The following is a 14,525-nucleotide window of genomic DNA, read 5'->3' as shown; positions in this document are numbered from 1 at the left end:
TTCATTTGGGTTCTCTCGCGTTGTCGAATTCGCGCTGCCACGAGGCGCGCAGGTCAGACGACGTCTCCCCCCCGAGCAACCAGACCCCCGTGCGAGCACGGGACACAGCGACGTAACAGAGCTGCTGACGAATCGAGGGATCCGCCCGGAACACATCTGGTGCCACAAACACATCCCCGAAGCTGCTGCCTTGGCTGCGGTGCACCGTGAGCACAGCGGCAGGACCAAGCGAAGCGAAAGCATCGCGAATCAAAAAGTACTGACGCCAGATTGCTCGCCCGTTTTTTTTACCGGCATCACGGGCCTGCTTGCGCAGGCGGTGCATCACAGCATCAAGCTCCTGACGACCGGAACTCCCGATCGGAGGCTGCAGGCGCAGGGTGAGTTCCAGATCCCCGGCATTCACTGTCGCAGACAGCGTCTCGATCACAGGCACGGAACCGTCGGCTGACGACAGGCCGAAATCCGCCAGATCACAGGCTTCCGGCTTGATGTCACGCACAGTCACTTCGCGGTTGGAGCCCAACACCATGTCGGGTTCTTCACCGGCCTCTTCACCATCCCTTGAGGCCGGTGCCATTACCGCAGTACGACTGATCAGCACCTCACCCGGCAGTACCGGCATCTGATCCGCCATCTCCCCGTGGATGGCACGGCGCGCATGGGGCACCAAACGATCCAAGGTGCGGTTTGTGTAGCAGAGGATGCGTGCGGCGTCGGGGTTGTCTTGCACCGAAGCCTCCCGCAAGGCACGCCGGGCCTGATCCAGCCACTCCCGTTGGATCAAGCTGCACACCTGACCCTGCGGTGATCGAATCGGCGACATCAGCGGCGGCATCTGGCAGGGCAAGCGACCCTCCCGGAGACCAGAGGCCAGCTGGAGCACAGGTCCTTGATGACGAACCACCTCGGTCAACGTGGCGGAACAAGACCGTTGCATCGCAAAAACGGGACTGTTCTCCTCTCCCACTGGTGGCAACTGGGCGGGGTCGCCAACGAACACCAAACGGGTCTTGAACGGATGGGCGCACTGGAGGGCAATGCCCAGCAGGGTGCTGTCGACCATGGAAGCTTCGTCAATCAGCACCAAACCAAGGTTCTCCAGGGCCATGGCCGTCTGCTCTGTGGGTTCGCAGAGTTCAGAGTCAGCGGATCGCTTGAGCTTCAGCCGCAACAAACGATGGATGGTGGAGGGATACCAGGTGGGTTGGAGACCCTCCAACTCGAGCGCCTGGCGTAAAACGCCAACCGCTTTGTGGGTCGGCGCCACAACGGTCCAACACAATCCGCTGGCTTCCACCTGCCTTAACAGCCGCATTGAGAGGAAGGTCTTGCCGCTGCCGGCAAAACCACTGAGCACAAACGGCGTGCCATCAACGGGCTGATTGAGCCAGGCCGCAAAGGCATCTGCCGCCGCCTGCTGATCAGCGGTGAGCTCCGCGGCTGCAGTCACCCCAGCCCCGCTCCAAGACGGGCCACCAGATGCAGCGGTGATCCCAGATACACCAAGCCAGGCAAGGCGATGGCGGGGCCCATCAAGCTGCCCACCAGCACCTGCAGCCGACTGTGGCCCAGGCTTTCCTTAAGCGGCTTCGCATGGGGCTCCGGCCAAAGCGAATCAGGCAGGCCGTTGACCCGTTCCGCCGTCAGCCCGGCAGCGCGACGAATGCCGCTGGCGTCGTACATCACGACAAACGCCACCATCGCCGCGAGGGCGAACAGGGGGTGATCAAAGCCAAGGGTCCATCCAACACACGCCGCCGTCCCTGTGACCAGGGCGGAGTGGCTGGAGGGCATGCCACCGGTTTCAATCAGCACCGCCGGACGCCAACGGCGGTGCAGCAGCAACTCGAGGAACAGTTTGGACAACTGAGCCACACCGCAGGCCATCAAACCCCAGGTCAGCGAGCTGTTGTCGAACATCTCCCGCACAACAGCGTGGGAGGGAATGGCTTCGATCATCGGTCGCGGCTGGTGATGAAGTCGGCCAATGCGAGCAGGGGAATCGCCTTCTCGGCCCAAGGCTGGAGGGCTTCTTTCGCTTCATTGACCAACGCGTCAGCCCTGTGGCGAGATTCTTCTAACCCCAGAAGCTTGGGATAGGTGGTCTTATCGGCGATGAGATCTTTGCCGGCGGTTTTGCCCAACACCTCGCTGCTGGCGGTGATGTCGAGAATGTCGTCAATGATCTGGAACGCCAAGCCGATCCCCCTCGCGTAAATGCGTAGGGCCTTGATCAGCGCATCATCGGCGCCGCCAATCATGGCCCCAGTAATGACACAAGCGCTCAACAGGGCGCCCGTTTTGTGGAGGTGGATGTATTCGAGGGTTTCAAGATCCACCTCCTTTCCCTCGCTTTCCAGATCCACCACCTGGCCGCCCACCAGACCTGGCGCACCGGCCACCAACGACAGTTCTCCCACCACCTTGAGCAGACGCTCAGCAGGAACATCCGGACTGCGCAGAGCCACCATTTCAAAGGCTCGGGTCAGCAGTGCATCACCCGCAAGGATGGCAACGGCTTCGCCATACACCTTGTGATTGGTGGGACGACCACGCCGCAAGTCATCGTCATCCATGGCCGGCAGGTCGTCATGGATCAGCGACATGGTGTGGATCATTTCAAGCGCCACCGCAGTCGGCAGAGCCTGCGATGCGTCCCCCCCGGCCAACTCGCAGGCAGCTAGGCAAAGAATTGGACGCAACCGCTTTCCACCGGCAAGCAGCGAATACCGCATCGCTTCCCTTAAGGACTCCGGCCTCTCAGGACCTAGGGATCCATCAAGTGCAGTTTCCACCCGCTCTTTGGCCTTGCCGAGGTAGGCCTTGAAATCAAACTCGGCGCTCATGGGTGGACCCTGGCTGGCGGGATTCTCTCAGGCCGAGTCCTTGATGCCGAGTGGGACCCAATCCATGGGGTGGGGTGTTCGCATCTCGCGTCCCTTCCCTGGCGCCGTGGTGATGGCCAGGTCATAGGAGACCGAATAGCGGGGTCCTCCCCCTTCATAGGGGAGCACCCGATGCCGAAGATCCGAAGGGAACAACAACAGCCGGTGGGGCGTCGGCGCGAAAACACCACCGGAGACGGCGGCATCGCGATAGGGAATCGCCATCACATGGCTGAAGTAATCGTCGGGGGCCTCAAATTCAAGCTCCCCACTCTCGTTCGCCGGATCTGCCAACACATAAAACACCGCACTTAACTGAGCATTGCGATGGCTGTGCAAATCAATTGTTCCGCCATCTCTGGCACAAACCACGGGCCAGGCTTTTTGGATGTGCGCCACAAGGCCGTGATCGTTCCCCAGGAGCGCACGGAGATAGTCCGACACGTGAACAGACAACTGAGCGTTCAGCCACTGGAACGCATCCATACGATGCAACTGATCCAGGCCGGCGTGGCCCAACAAATCTCCCGTGAGGTTGTTGCGATCGCTGAACTCAGGGTGCTGATACACCTGCGCGTCGAACTGCTCAAGCTGTTGCTGCATGGCTGCGGCCGTCGCGACATCCGGTTCAAGATCCGCCTGCAGAACGGGTGTTGGGAACAGCCAGTGCAGCGCCATTGAATCGATCAGGGCACGAGATCGTCCAAATCATGGTCAATGTTGTGGCGTCTGCACCACGCCACCACGGTGTTGACCAGGAGCATCGTGACCGTCATCGGTCCGACACCTCCTGGAACAGGTGAGAGGGCACCGGCGATCGACTCGATTTCATCAGCGCGAACATCACCGCATAGACCACCTTCAGGCTTGCGGTGAATACCGACATCCACCACAGCCGCACCCGGCCGCACGTGGTCTGCCCCGATGAACTGGGGACGCCCTGCCGCCACAACCAGAATCTCAGCCTCCTGGGAGTGCGCCGCCAGATCTGCCGTGCGGGAATGGGCAATGGTGACGGTCGCGTTGGCCGCCTGAAGCATCAAGGCCATCGGTTGTCCCACAAGAATGCTTCGACCGATCACCACAGCGCGCTTGCCCGCCGGGTCGATTCCATTGCTGCGCAGCAACGCCATCACTCCTGCGGGGGTGCAGCTGCGCGGGCCCGGTTCCCCCTTGAGCAGCCGGCCGAGATTGAGCGTGTGCAGACCATCTGCATCCTTCTCGGGATCAATGGCCATCAGCAGTGGCCCCTCATCAAGGCCTCCAGGAAGCGGAAGCTGGAGGAGGATCCCATCCACCTCCGGGTTGGCATTCAGCCGTTCAATGGTCTGAAGCACGACCGCAGCAGGAGTGTCGCCGGGGAGGTGATCGCCAAAGCTGGCCACCCCGATCCGAGCACAGGCCTTTTCCTTATTGGCGACGTAGACGGCGCTGGCCGGATCATCACCAACCCGCAGCACCGCCAAGCCCGGCGGTCGCCCCGCCTCGGCCAGACGCCGTTCGATCAGGGTTTGAAGACGATGCTCCACATCCCTTGCCAGCACCTTGCCGTCCAAACGCAGGGCCATGGCATCCCCGTGCACTGCTTCCAGCATGCCCTCTAGAGAGAGCTAGCGTTAGGCCGATACAGGGTCCTTTTTGGTTCGCGTTCCTCGGCTGAGCAGCCTTTGGCGGAACTGGGTGCGGCTCGAAGGCCCAGGGGGTCGCCTGCTGCGCTGGACGCGACTGCAGACCCTCGTTGTTCTGCTGCTGTGCCTTTCCGTGGCCGCAGCCTCCAGCCTGCCCTGGCTGATCAAGCCGAAAGTCCAACCCGGATCGCTGGCCCCGTTTGAAGCCATCGCTCCGAAAGATGCCCTGGTGCAGGACAGCACCGCCCTCGAGCAGCAGCGAGCCTCTCTGGTGGCGCGATCGGTGGTGCAGGTCATCGATCAAGAGCAGAATCAAGCACTTAAACAACGGCTCGAGCAACAACTGCTGCAGCTGCAGGAGGTCACCAACACCGGATCTGGGGCCAGGATCGGGCCGGTGAACCTGTCTGAGCCGGAGAAAAAATGGCTAGAACAACGCAGCGAACGGGAACATCTGGCCTGGGATGAGGCGGTGCGCAGCACCGCTGATCGCATGCTTAGCCAAGGGCTGGTGAGCAATCTGGCCGTTGATCAATTACGCCAGGCGGCCAACCTGCAACTCAAGGCGGTTGCGCTGCAACCACCGGCAGCGAGCTCCCTGGCCGCCAAGGTACTCACCAGCACCCTGCGCGGGAGCAGCAACCTGCGCACCGACCCGAACCTGAGCAAACAGCTGATCGAAGAGCAGCTGACCAAACAGGCCATCCCGACGATCCAAGTGCGCAAGGGAGATCTGATCACCCGCAAAGGCGAACCGATCAGTCCCCAGGCCTACGACGTGCTCGATTATTTCGGCCGCGTGCGCCGCGAACCCCAACCTTTGATTTGGTTTCAGCGGTTCGTGGAAGCTGCTGCTGGCTGCGCAGCAATGCTGTTGGTGATGCGGCGCGAACGGCCTGGCCTGGAGGTACGCCACGCCCTGCTGGCGGTGGGACTTCTTCTCCTGGTGCAGGTCGCCAAACTCTGGTTCAAGGGAACCGTGAGCCCGCTCGCCGTGCTGGTGCCACCCACCCTGGTGCTGGCTGAAGGTCTCGGTACAGGCTGCGGTTTGGTCTGGATGGGTGTAGCCGCTCTGCTCTGGCCGGAACCCGTGCAGGGTCTGGGAGATGGTCGCCTTCTTGTGGCAGCAACGGTCGCTGCAGCTGGCGCCTTGATCGCGGGCCGACAACGCAGCCGCGGACAGCTCCTTCAACTAACGGTGCTGCTGCCGATCGGTGCCCTCGTGGGCCAATGGCTGCTGCTGCAACTACAGCCCCTCACGGGCCTGCGTCTCTGGGGAAGCCTGAATCCCAGCCTGGATGAGCTGGCCACCGACACCCTGCTGCTCGGGGTGCTGCTGATGCTCAGCCTGCTGCTGATCCCCATTCTCGAGGGGTCCTTCGGATTACTGACCCGGGCGCGGCTGCTGGAACTGGCGGATCAGGAACGCCCCCTGCTGCGGCGCCTCTCCTGCGAAGCCCCTGGAACGTTTGAACACACCCTGATGATCTGCGGCCTGGCGGAGGAGGGGGCGCGGGCTATCGGTGCGGACGTGGATCTGATCCGGACCGGCTCGCTGTATCACGACGTCGGCAAACTGCATGCGCCGGACTGGTTCATCGAGAACCAGAAAGATGGCCCCAATCCCCACGACGCACTGGACGATCCCCAGGCGAGTGCAGCGGTGCTCCAGGCCCACGTGGATGAGGGGCTGAAGCTGGCGCGGCGCCACCGCCTACCAAGGCCCATCGCCGATTTCATACCTGAACATCAGGGCACCTTGAAGATGGGCTACTTCTTCCACAAGGCCCAGGAGCGCGGCGGGACGGTTGAGGAACGCCGCTTTCGGTACAAAGGCCCCGAACCTCGCTCCAAAGAAACAGCAATTTTGATGCTGGCTGACGGATGTGAGGCAGCCCTGCGATCCCTTCCTCCCGACACCTCTGATGCGCAGGCGGTGGACACGGTGCGACGAATCGTGGAGTCACGACAGCGGGATGGACAACTGCGCAAAAGCAGCCTCAACCGCAGCGAAGTGGAATTGGTGATCCGTGCCTTCGTACAGGTGTGGCGAAGGATGCGCCACCGCCGCATTCCCTATCCGATTCCAGCGCGACGTTGATCGGCTGCTCCTTCATCGGCATCCAACAATCTTGCGCTGCTGCACAACGGCAGCCGGAACCAGGGTGATCAGGTTGGCGACCAGCACAGGGCCATCCTTCACCAGCAAGCCGTACAGCGACCAAAGCGCAACGCCACTGGTGAAGAGGCCATACATGCCCAACGAGATGGACTTGGTGTCACCACTGCGCAGCGTCTTGATGGCCTGCGGAAAGAAGCTGACCGTCGTCAAGCCTGCGGCCAGGTAGCCAACGAGTTCAGAACTCAGTTGCAAAGGGAACCTCCTGCGAGATCAAACGAACGCGTCGGTGGGTGAAGGGATGCCGAAAGCTCAAGGCCTGGGAATGCAGATGCAAGCGGAGCGAACGAGCGGCATCCCCATAGATGGGATCACCAACGATGGGGTGTCCGAGCTCGGCCAGATGGGCCCGCAGCTGATGGGAGCGCCCCGTCAGCGGGCGCAGCCAGATCCGCGTGCCGTGGGCACAAGCAGCGCAGACTTTCCAAAGGGTTAGCGCCAGACGTCCCTCGGGATGGCGGCCGTAGCGCGGGGGTTGGCGTGACAGTCGTGCCAAGGGGCTAGCAATGCAGCCGCGGCCAAGGAGCTCCCCCTCAACATCCGCCTGGTACAACTTGTTGATCCGACGTTCGGCAAATAGGGCACTGAGCCGCCGTAGGGCATCGGCACTCCTGGCCAGCAGCAGCACACCCGAGGTGTCGCGATCCAAGCGGTGGACCAATCGCAGACCTTGCTCCTTGCGCTGCAAGCGGGTGATCACGGAGTCCTGTTGATCAGGCCCGAGGCCCGGTTGCGTCAGCAGGCCGGCGGGCTTATCGACCACCATCAGCCAAGGGTCGAGCATCAGCAGCTTCAAGGGGAGAGTCGAGTGGCGCAGTGTTTTTCAAACAAGGCCACCACCTGGGTGGGCGGCAGAGCCTGAACCAGCCGGGCTTCCGCCTCAACGTGATGCTGACTCGTGTGATACAGCTGCAACTCGTGAAAAGTATCCGGCTCAAGACGGCGGGCCTCCGCCATGTTTTTGGCCAACAACGGCGCGGGCATCAAGTTCCCGCCGTTGCACGACTGCATCACATGGGCTGATTCGTGGGCCAGAACGACCCAAACAACCGATGGATCGTCGGGAAGGTTGTTGCCACACATCAAGAGGGCCTGCTTGCCCTCATGAAAGGCCCCCAGCAAGCCGGCAGGACAGTCAGGCGCCACCAGCGCATTGACGCCCGCCCGCTGCAGCAGCCGCAGGTAACTGGCGATGCGATCCCACGTTGACGCCTGAACGGCACCTCCCGTCAGGCTCATGACCAGCAGAGCCAACAACACCCCCCCGAAACCTCGACGCATGGGGCAGAGCAGCGCTGAACAATCTCATTGATCCCAAAAGCGACTCAAGCTGAGCCGAAACCCACTAAAGATCTATAGATTTTCAATCACTGAGGAGGTTCTCAACGGAAGCGACCTTCTCGGAGAACGACTGCTCCCGATCGGTTCGAGTGTTGAGCTTGAGCGTTGTGTAGAGCCGTGGGGCTCCCATGCCGTGCAACTCAAAGTGACAAGCGCGCACACAAGCCATGACCTCCTCCCAGGGGCCTTCGATCGCGGTGCCATTGGGACCCAGCTGATGCTGAAGGCCCGTGGCAGCAATCACGCGTTCACAGGCGGCGATGTAGGGGGAAAGACTGACGCCAACGCCGATCGGCACAACGCAGAGGTCAACACTGACCCACATCAGTCCACCATCACGCTGGATTGGCTCAAGCAGCTGACCGGATAGTCGATGGTGCGCCAACTACCGCTGTCGGTTCGCACTTCAACTGCAATTCCCTGCTGTCCCATCGAACATCGAGCCCCTTGTCCAGTGCACCAATCACTGGCCTCGGCGAGGGCCAGTTCCAACGTGTCGTAAGGGGCATCGAGCACCGGATGAGGCTGACCGTCAAGGCCAACCAACCGGTAGCGGGAGCGATGTTTGGCCATCGCGATCCAATCCCGGAAGTGTCACCATTCTCCCATGTTCATGGCCCCGAATCATCCACACACTGGAGCCAGCAACATGGCGGCAACGACATGAGTGAGCAGCTGCAGCAGGCCTACAACAGCTTGATGGCCAAGGCCCCGGGGGCAGCGTTTCAGAAAGCTCGTGCCCTGTATCTCAACAAATATCCACTTCCCCAACCTGACAGCCCTGTCCCGCTGCGTCTTTACGTCTGCGAGGAGCAGCTTCAGGAATCCGTGCAGCCCGCCAACGACGGCCACCCGAACCACCGTCTGGCCATTCTCCAGTCACGACCGGGGCAATTGGCTGTGGTGCACTGGCAACAGCCCGATCCCCCTGAGACGGAACAACTCCGCAGCTACCTCCAAAACACCTGGGATCTCAACACGGACGAACTGAAGATCACGGCCCTCAGCGCTCCCTGGTTCCGTGACGGCGGTCATCAGAGCCGGTTTGCAGCACCGGACGGGCTGGCCTGGCAACAACAAACCCTATTAACTCTCCAGGAGGGAAAAGAAAAGTAATTCCGCAGATCGCAGCAGGCTGCAAGAACGCACCGCTAGCGATCAATTAGAGCCCCCTCTCAGCTAATGCTCACCAAGTACGCCGAACGCTACGTGCTGCGGTCCTCCTCAGCCGGCGGTTACCTCGGCGTCAATGCCGTTGATCAACACATCGAGCGGCAGCCATCCCTGGACAAGGCCTGGATTTTCCACACCCACGATGGTGCCGTCACCCACGCCCGCTGGATTGGAGAAGTGCACGGCGAAACACCGGACGTCGTGAAACTGGATCAATGAAAAGTGAAGCGTTGGTGGTCAGCCGTTGATGAAATTGCGGAGGCGACGCGATTCCGAGGCCTGATCCTGCTGAAGCTCCGCTGCTGTTCTGACGCGATGTTCACGCTGCTGTGCCGCAAAGACATCCGCCTCGGTCAAGACGTATCCGCGCTCGGCAGCGAGTGCAAGAAACTGCTCAAGATCCATGGGCTGTGCCAAGGCCTGGGCCAGTCCAGGATCGCTGTCCCGAAGGTTCAGAAATTGATCCAGATCGTCGAGAGACATCACAGCAGCTCTTGTTGGAACATCCCATTCAAGTCAGCATCAGCCTGATTCGGGAGGTCGCATGCTGTTGAAACTGATCAGCTGCGGCAGCCTCGCTCTTGTGAGTGTTCTTGTCGTAACGCTGCTGAAGGGATTGCAACAGCAGGATCAACGCATCCATGCGCTGCAAGAACGGATCCATCAGCTGGAGCAACAAACACCAGACCATGCCCACAGCGACCTGCTCAGCCAACAGATGGGCTTGATGCAGGAACGCATGGATGCCTTTGCGGCCATGCGCACGTCCATCAACTCATCCCTTCACAGCATCCCCGCTGGCATTGGGCAGGATGAAGCGCTGCAACAGCACGAATAGCAATAGAACCGGAAGGATTGACACCACCGATCCGGCCGCAACGATCCGCCAATCCAGTGAAAAGCTGCTGGACAGCTGCTGCAGCCCCAAAGGGAGTGTGTAAAGCGATGGGTCGTCAAGAATCACCAGAGGCCAGAGAAAATCACTCCAAGTGCCAATGAAGACAAACATCGCCAGGGTGATGAGATCAGCTTTGGCAGCCGGGATCATCACGTTCCACCATTCCCCCAAGCGACTGCAACCGTCGATCCGTGCCGCCTCCTCGAGTTCCTTGGGAACGCCAAGAAAGCTTTGGCGCAGGAGATAAAGACCAAAAGCGGTGGCCGCCTGGGGGATCACCAAGGCCAGCAGGGTGTTGCGCAACCCCAACTGAACCATCAGCAGATACAGCGGAATCATCACCACCTGAAAAGGAATCAGGATCGTGGCCACCACCAAGCCCAGCACCAGGCCTCGGCCGGCGAAGCGCAACCTGGCCAAGGGGTAGGCGGCAAGGGAGCAGAACAGCAGGTTGGCCAGCACCGCCAGGCCACTCACCACGGTGCTGTTGAACAGATAGGTGGTGAGGGGATTGTCTTGAAAAAGCCTGACGTAGGCATCGAAGCTCGGCTGGGCGGGCAACAACGCCGGCGGACTGCTGAAGATGTCTTCCGCCGGACCCTTGAGCGAGGTGCTCACCAGCCAGAGCAACGGCGTGAGCACCAGAAGAGCCAGAAGAATCAGCAGCACCAGCTGAACAGCCCGGGCGGTGGAGGTGCGCATAGCGTCGGCTCTAGAGCGTCGGTCGGGTCTCCAGGACAACAGGATCCTTCTGCGGATGCAATGACTGGCGCTCCTCCCCGGCCACCAGGCGATTAAGGGCATTCACAAAAGCCATCGCTGCTGCCACCACCACATCGGTGTCGGCAGCGTGGCCGGAATAGAGCGCACCGTTGCGTCGCAGGCGGATGGTCACATCGCCCATGGCATCGATGCCCTCGGTAACCGACTTAACCGAAAACTCGATCAACTCATTGGGTACACCCGCCAGATCATTCAAGGCACGACAGACGGCATCCACAGGACCGGTGCCCACCGCCGAGCCTGTGGTCTCACTGCCCTCTTCATCCAACAGCGTGACGGTGGCAGTGGGGCGCAGGCTGCTTCCGCAGCTGACCTGAACCAGCTTCAACTGGAAGCGGGCTTCAGGCTGCTGCACCTGTTCGCTGACAATCGCCTCCAGATCTCGGTCTGTGATCTCCCGCTTGCGATCGGCCAGTTCCTTGAAGCGAGCAAACGCCTCATCGAGATCGTCGCGGGTGAGGTCATAGCCCAGTTCCTCCAGACGGGCGCGAACGGCACTACGACCGCTGAGCTTGCCGAGGGAGATGCGGTTGTCAGACAACCCCACGGTCTTGGCATCGATGATTTCGTAGGTCAGCCGGTTCTTGAGCACGCCGTCCTGGTGAATGCCGGATTCATGGGCGAAGGCGTTCGCACCGACGATTGCCTTGTTGGGCTGAACAACCATCCCGGTGAGATTCGAGACCAGCCTGGAGGTCTTGGTGATCTCTTCGGTGCGTACGGCCGTCAGCGGCGTGGGGCTGTCTTCATCCCGACCAAAGAACGGGTTGTAGTAGCGACGCCGCACATGCAACGCCATCACCAACTCCTCGAGGGATGCATTGCCGGCGCGTTCGCCAATGCCATTGATCGTGCATTCGAGCTGACGGGCGCCGTTCTTAACCGCTTCGAGGAAATTCGCCACCGCCAGACCGAGATCGTTGTGGCCATGCACCGAGATCACGGCATCGGCGATGTTGGGCACGTGCTGATTGATGCCCGCGATCAGAGCACCGAACTCCGACGGCGTGGTGTAGCCAACGGTGTCGGGAATGTTGATCGTGGTGGCACCCGCAGCAATCGCCGCCTCAATCACCTCGTAGAGGAACTCCGGATCACTTCGCCCTGCGTCTTCACAGGAGAATTCAACGTCTTCCACCAGCGAGCGGGCATAGCTCACCATCTCGGGAACGATGCCCAGCACATCGGCACGGCTTTTGCGCAGCTTGTGCTCGAGGTGAATGTCGCTGGTGGCAATAAAGGTATGAATGCGGCGACGCGGCGCCGGTGCAACCGCATCGGCGCAGGCCTTGATGTCTGCCCTCGATGCACGGGCCAGGCCGCAAATGATCGGACCGTTGTCCCCACCGACCTGCTGGGCGATCCGCTGCACAGCGGCAAAATCACCGGGACTGGCGAAAGGGAATCCAGCCTCGATCACATCCACGCCGAGCCGAGCCAGCTGCTGGGCGATGGCCAGCTTCTCCTCAAGGTTGAGGCTCGCCCCCGGAGACTGCTCACCATCCCGCAGGGTGGTGTCAAAAATCAGGACGCGACCGGGGTCCTTGGCCATGGAAGAGGCTCCAGCGGAGGTCTTAGTCGGAATGACTATGAGTTAACTCATCTTAGTTCAGGCATGGAGATGGAATCGGATTAAATTCAGCCACCGTTTGGGCTTGTTCGTGACCAAAGGCGCTGTCGCCCTGGTGTTGCATGCCCATCTGCCCTACGTGCGATCGGCAAAACCGGGCTCTCTGGAAGAGGACTGGTTTTTCCAGGCACTGATTGAGTGCTATCTGCCCCTGCTCGAAGCGCTGGAACAGGCCAGCGCAGACCCAGAGCAACACCCCAAACTCACCATCGGCTTATCGCCGACACTGCTGTCGCTGCTGAGTGATCAAGACCTCAAGCAGCGCTTTCCCCAGTGGCTGAACGAGAGGCTCGCGCTGCTGCCAAAGGCGGATCCTGCGCTCCGCGATGGCGCTGAGCATCTGGCGGCGGCCATCAAGCGACACAAAGGGGGATGGCAGGACTGCGATGGTGACTTGATCCAGCGTTTCGCAGCCCTGCAGCGCCAGGAGGTGGTCGATCTACTCACCTGCGGCGCAACCCATGGCTACCTCCCCCTGCTGCGCCATCACCCGGAAGCGGTGCGCGGTCAACTGCGCACCGCGGTGCGGGAACACCAGCGCCTAGTCGGGGAATCGCCTCTGGGGATCTGGTTGCCTGAATGCGCCTATTACGAAGGGCTGGATCGCTGGATGCGCGATGCAGGGCTCCGCTATGCCGTGCTGGACGGCCATGGGCTGCTGCATGGCCGGCCCCGGCCCCGCTACGGGGTGTACGCCCCGATCTGCAGCCGTAATGGGGTGGCGTTCTTTGGGCGTGACAGTGAAGCCACGTTGCCGGTGTGGTCAGCGAAGGACGGCTACCCCGGCGATCCCCACTACCGGGAGTTCCATCGCGATCTGGGCTGGGACCTGCCCATCGAAGAGCTCAAGCCCTTGGGGCTCGATCAACCGCGCCCGCTTGGCCTGAAGCTGCATCGGGTGACCGATCACAGCGCACCCTTAGACCAGAAACGCCCCTACGAACCGGGGTTGGCTGCTGAACGGGTGAAAGAGCATGCCGCCGATTACCTGCAGGGCCGCCGGCGGCAGCTGGATCAGCTCGGCGGTGCCATGGATGTGTCCCCACTATTGGTGGCCCCCTTCGATGCCGAACTCTTCGGCCACTGGTGGTTTGAAGGGCCGGCCTTTCTCAGCCAGTTGTTCCAGCAGGCTCCTCAACAGGGGGTGAACTTCACCCGGCTGCGCGATGTGCTGAACAGCGTTGGCCAGCTCCAGCTCTGTGACCCCTCCCCCTCCAGCTGGGGGCAAGGGGGCTATCACGACTACTGGCTGAACGACAGCAACGCCTGGATCATCCCGGAGTGGGAACGGGCCAGTGCAGCAATGGTGCAGCGGTGCAGCCGCGGGGTGGGCAGCGAGAAGGCCATGCAGTGGCTGCAGCAGGCCGCGCGAGAACTGTTGCTGGCGCAGTCGTCGGACTGGAGCTTCATCCTCCGGGCCGGCACCACCACCGAACTGGCCAGAGAACGGGTGCAGCGACACCTGGGTCGCTTCTGGCAGCTGATGCAGGCGATCAACGGAACCACCGAGCTTCCGGAGGGCTGGCTCGAGGAGGTGCAGACGGACGACCGCCTGTTCCCTCTGATTCAGCCGCTGGACTGGGCTCCGGTGAATCCTTCTGCCCCCCCCATATACAAAGAGCCCCAGCAATCTGGGGCTCCTCACTAATCACATCTCCGATAGGAGATCGACCTCAAATAATCAGAACTGGAAGGTGACACCGCCGCTCGCACGCCATGTCGTGCCGCGGTCGCTGGCCCACAGCTCCATGCCGCCCCGGCCATACAGCTTCACCGAGACGCCGTTGAAGTTCTGCACCGTGTAATCCAGACCCGCCTCAATCAACGCGCCGTTCTCGGTGCCCAGCTGTGACTCGAAATTCACTGTCTTCTTCATGAACTTGTAGCCAATCTCCTGGCCCTCATTCGCCTGGTTCCAATCCGCCAGCCATGCCGCCCTCAGACTCGGCACCAACAGCGCACGCTCGCCGGTGCGGATCGGCACCGACAGCTTCATCCCCAACTC

19 protein-coding genes are annotated in these 14,525 nt (G+C 61.4%); 5 read left to right on the top strand and 14 right to left on the bottom strand.

Translation table 11 applies throughout. From position 1 onward, the window contains the following. Position 1: 1 nt before the first annotated feature. Genes FZX13_RS00095 through folD form a run of 5 tightly spaced genes read right to left on the bottom strand, consistent with a single transcriptional unit; the run spans position 2 to position 4,456 of the window. Complete coding sequence (locus tag FZX13_RS00095) at positions 2–1,453, bottom strand: AAA family ATPase (protein WP_226406238.1); 1,452 nt, start codon at positions 1,451–1,453, stop codon at positions 2–4. Next, positions 1,450–1,962: a divergent PAP2 family protein gene (locus FZX13_RS00090; RefSeq protein ID WP_226406236.1), complete on the bottom strand. Its 513-nt coding sequence runs from the start codon at positions 1,960–1,962 to the stop codon at positions 1,450–1,452. The genes FZX13_RS00095 and FZX13_RS00090 overlap by 4 nt, the downstream gene beginning before the upstream one ends. Beyond that, a complete protein-coding gene (gene crtE / locus FZX13_RS00085) occupies positions 1,959–2,849 on the bottom strand; it encodes a geranylgeranyl diphosphate synthase CrtE (RefSeq protein WP_226406234.1) in 891 nt (296 codons plus the stop codon). Before crtE ends, FZX13_RS00090 begins: the two co-directional genes overlap by 4 nt. Positions 2,850–2,876: 27 nt before the next feature. After that, positions 2,877–3,566 carry a TIGR02466 family protein gene (locus tag FZX13_RS00080; protein WP_115025297.1) on the bottom strand — a complete coding sequence of 230 codons (690 nt, stop codon included), beginning with the start codon at positions 3,564–3,566 and terminating at the stop codon, positions 2,877–2,879. A gap of 8 nt (positions 3,567–3,574) precedes the next feature. Next, on the bottom strand, positions 3,575–4,456 hold the full coding sequence (folD, locus tag FZX13_RS00075; RefSeq protein WP_226406233.1) for a bifunctional methylenetetrahydrofolate dehydrogenase/methenyltetrahydrofolate cyclohydrolase FolD: 882 nt from the start codon (positions 4,454–4,456) through the stop codon (positions 3,575–3,577). Positions 4,457–4,526: 70 nt separating this feature from the next. On the opposite strand from folD, the gene FZX13_RS00070 reads away from it, so the two are divergent. Continuing rightward, positions 4,527–6,617, top strand: a complete 2,091-nt coding sequence (locus FZX13_RS00070; RefSeq protein WP_226406231.1) for an HDIG domain-containing metalloprotein — start codon at positions 4,527–4,529, stop codon at positions 6,615–6,617. Between the two features lie 12 nt (positions 6,618–6,629). Here the strand turns inward: FZX13_RS00070 and FZX13_RS00065 are convergent, their stop codons facing one another. From FZX13_RS00065 to FZX13_RS00045, 5 genes are all read right to left on the bottom strand, one after another. Beyond that, on the bottom strand, positions 6,630–6,890 hold the full coding sequence (locus FZX13_RS00065; RefSeq protein WP_370630761.1) for a SemiSWEET family sugar transporter: 261 nt from the start codon (positions 6,888–6,890) through the stop codon (positions 6,630–6,632). Continuing rightward, complete coding sequence (locus FZX13_RS00060) at positions 6,874–7,479, bottom strand: RluA family pseudouridine synthase (protein ID WP_226406224.1); 606 nt, start codon at positions 7,477–7,479, stop codon at positions 6,874–6,876. The genes FZX13_RS00065 and FZX13_RS00060 overlap by 17 nt, the downstream gene beginning before the upstream one ends. A gap of 8 nt (positions 7,480–7,487) precedes the next feature. Continuing rightward, positions 7,488–7,976: a hypothetical protein gene (locus FZX13_RS00055; RefSeq protein ID WP_226406223.1), complete on the bottom strand. Its 489-nt coding sequence runs from the start codon at positions 7,974–7,976 to the stop codon at positions 7,488–7,490. 82 nt (positions 7,977–8,058) lie between these two features. Further along, on the bottom strand, positions 8,059–8,361 hold the full coding sequence (locus FZX13_RS00050; RefSeq protein WP_226406222.1) for an MTH1187 family thiamine-binding protein: 303 nt from the start codon (positions 8,359–8,361) through the stop codon (positions 8,059–8,061). Continuing rightward, positions 8,361–8,609, bottom strand: a complete 249-nt coding sequence (locus FZX13_RS00045) for a hypothetical protein (protein ID WP_115025302.1) — start codon at positions 8,607–8,609, stop codon at positions 8,361–8,363. The genes FZX13_RS00050 and FZX13_RS00045 overlap by 1 nt, the downstream gene beginning before the upstream one ends. A gap of 90 nt (positions 8,610–8,699) precedes the next feature. On the opposite strand from FZX13_RS00045, the gene FZX13_RS00040 reads away from it, so the two are divergent. Together FZX13_RS00040 and FZX13_RS00035 are read left to right on the top strand one after the other, a co-directional pair. After that, positions 8,700–9,152, top strand: coding sequence for a hypothetical protein (locus FZX13_RS00040; protein ID WP_226406221.1), 453 nt, complete (start codon positions 8,700–8,702; stop codon positions 9,150–9,152). 66 nt (positions 9,153–9,218) lie between these two features. Next, a complete protein-coding gene (locus tag FZX13_RS00035) occupies positions 9,219–9,428 on the top strand; it encodes a hypothetical protein (protein ID WP_115025304.1) in 210 nt (69 codons plus the stop codon). An 18-nt stretch (positions 9,429–9,446) separates the two neighbouring features. Here the strand turns inward: FZX13_RS00035 and FZX13_RS00030 are convergent, their stop codons facing one another. After that, positions 9,447–9,692: a Nif11-like leader peptide family natural product precursor gene (locus FZX13_RS00030; protein ID WP_115025305.1), complete on the bottom strand. Its 246-nt coding sequence runs from the start codon at positions 9,690–9,692 to the stop codon at positions 9,447–9,449. A 61-nt stretch (positions 9,693–9,753) separates the two neighbouring features. Between FZX13_RS00030 and FZX13_RS00025 the strand changes: the two genes are divergently transcribed. Beyond that, positions 9,754–10,047: a hypothetical protein gene (locus FZX13_RS00025; RefSeq protein WP_226398850.1), complete on the top strand. Its 294-nt coding sequence runs from the start codon at positions 9,754–9,756 to the stop codon at positions 10,045–10,047. Here the strand turns inward: FZX13_RS00025 and FZX13_RS00020 are convergent. Together FZX13_RS00020 and FZX13_RS00015 are read right to left on the bottom strand one after the other, a co-directional pair. Continuing rightward, entirely contained in the window at positions 9,985–10,809 is an 825-nt protein-coding gene (locus FZX13_RS00020) for a carbohydrate ABC transporter permease (RefSeq protein WP_115025307.1), read from the bottom strand. The genes FZX13_RS00025 and FZX13_RS00020 overlap by 63 nt on opposite strands. Before the next feature lie 10 nt (positions 10,810–10,819). Continuing rightward, the gene (locus tag FZX13_RS00015) at positions 10,820–12,442 is read right to left on the bottom strand and encodes a 2-isopropylmalate synthase (protein ID WP_226406216.1); all 1,623 of its coding nucleotides are present in this window, start codon (positions 12,440–12,442) and stop codon (positions 10,820–10,822) included. A 109-nt stretch (positions 12,443–12,551) separates the two neighbouring features. Between FZX13_RS00015 and FZX13_RS00010 the strand changes: the two genes are divergently transcribed. Beyond that, positions 12,552–14,168: a 1,4-alpha-glucan branching protein domain-containing protein gene (locus FZX13_RS00010; RefSeq protein ID WP_226406214.1), complete on the top strand. Its 1,617-nt coding sequence runs from the start codon at positions 12,552–12,554 to the stop codon at positions 14,166–14,168. Positions 14,169–14,201: 33 nt separating this feature from the next. Here FZX13_RS00010 and FZX13_RS00005 read toward each other — a convergent pair. Then, positions 14,202–14,525: hypothetical protein (locus FZX13_RS00005; protein WP_226406212.1), on the bottom strand; the 324-nt coding region annotated here is incomplete at its 5' end.

The sequence above is a fragment of the Synechococcus sp. MU1625 genome (assembly GCF_020514205.1).
In the GTDB taxonomy this organism is placed as follows: Bacteria; Cyanobacteriota; Cyanobacteriia; order PCC-6307; family Cyanobiaceae; genus Parasynechococcus.
Note: the sequence above shows the minus strand (reverse complement) of the source record. Positions and strands in the feature narration are given on the sequence as shown.

Coding starts and splice junctions, on each gene's coding strand:
- folD (WP_226406233.1), bottom strand. CDS start 4,456: ATGGCCCTGCGTTTGGACGGCAAGGTGCTGGCAAGGGATGTGGAGCAT.
- FZX13_RS00040 (WP_226406221.1), top strand. CDS start 8,700: ATGAGTGAGCAGCTGCAGCAGGCCTACAACAGCTTGATGGCCAAGGCC.
- FZX13_RS00090 (WP_226406236.1), bottom strand. CDS start 1,962: ATGATCGAAGCCATTCCCTCCCACGCTGTTGTGCGGGAGATGTTCGAC.
- FZX13_RS00060 (WP_226406224.1), bottom strand. CDS start 7,479: ATGCTCGACCCTTGGCTGATGGTGGTCGATAAGCCCGCCGGCCTGCTG.
- FZX13_RS00025 (WP_226398850.1), top strand. CDS start 9,754: ATGCTGTTGAAACTGATCAGCTGCGGCAGCCTCGCTCTTGTGAGTGTT.
- FZX13_RS00050 (WP_226406222.1), bottom strand. CDS start 8,361: ATGTGGGTCAGTGTTGACCTCTGCGTTGTGCCGATCGGCGTTGGCGTC.
- FZX13_RS00045 (WP_115025302.1), bottom strand. CDS start 8,609: ATGGCCAAACATCGCTCCCGCTACCGGTTGGTTGGCCTTGACGGTCAG.
- FZX13_RS00020 (WP_115025307.1), bottom strand. CDS start 10,809: ATGCGCACCTCCACCGCCCGGGCTGTTCAGCTGGTGCTGCTGATTCTT.
- FZX13_RS00055 (WP_226406223.1), bottom strand. CDS start 7,976: ATGCGTCGAGGTTTCGGGGGGGTGTTGTTGGCTCTGCTGGTCATGAGC.
- crtE (WP_226406234.1), bottom strand. CDS start 2,849: ATGAGCGCCGAGTTTGATTTCAAGGCCTACCTCGGCAAGGCCAAAGAG.
- FZX13_RS00015 (WP_226406216.1), bottom strand. CDS start 12,442: ATGGCCAAGGACCCCGGTCGCGTCCTGATTTTTGACACCACCCTGCGG.
- FZX13_RS00080 (WP_115025297.1), bottom strand. CDS start 3,566: ATGGCGCTGCACTGGCTGTTCCCAACACCCGTTCTGCAGGCGGATCTT.
- FZX13_RS00035 (WP_115025304.1), top strand. CDS start 9,219: ATGCTCACCAAGTACGCCGAACGCTACGTGCTGCGGTCCTCCTCAGCC.
- FZX13_RS00030 (WP_115025305.1), bottom strand. CDS start 9,692: ATGTCTCTCGACGATCTGGATCAATTTCTGAACCTTCGGGACAGCGAT.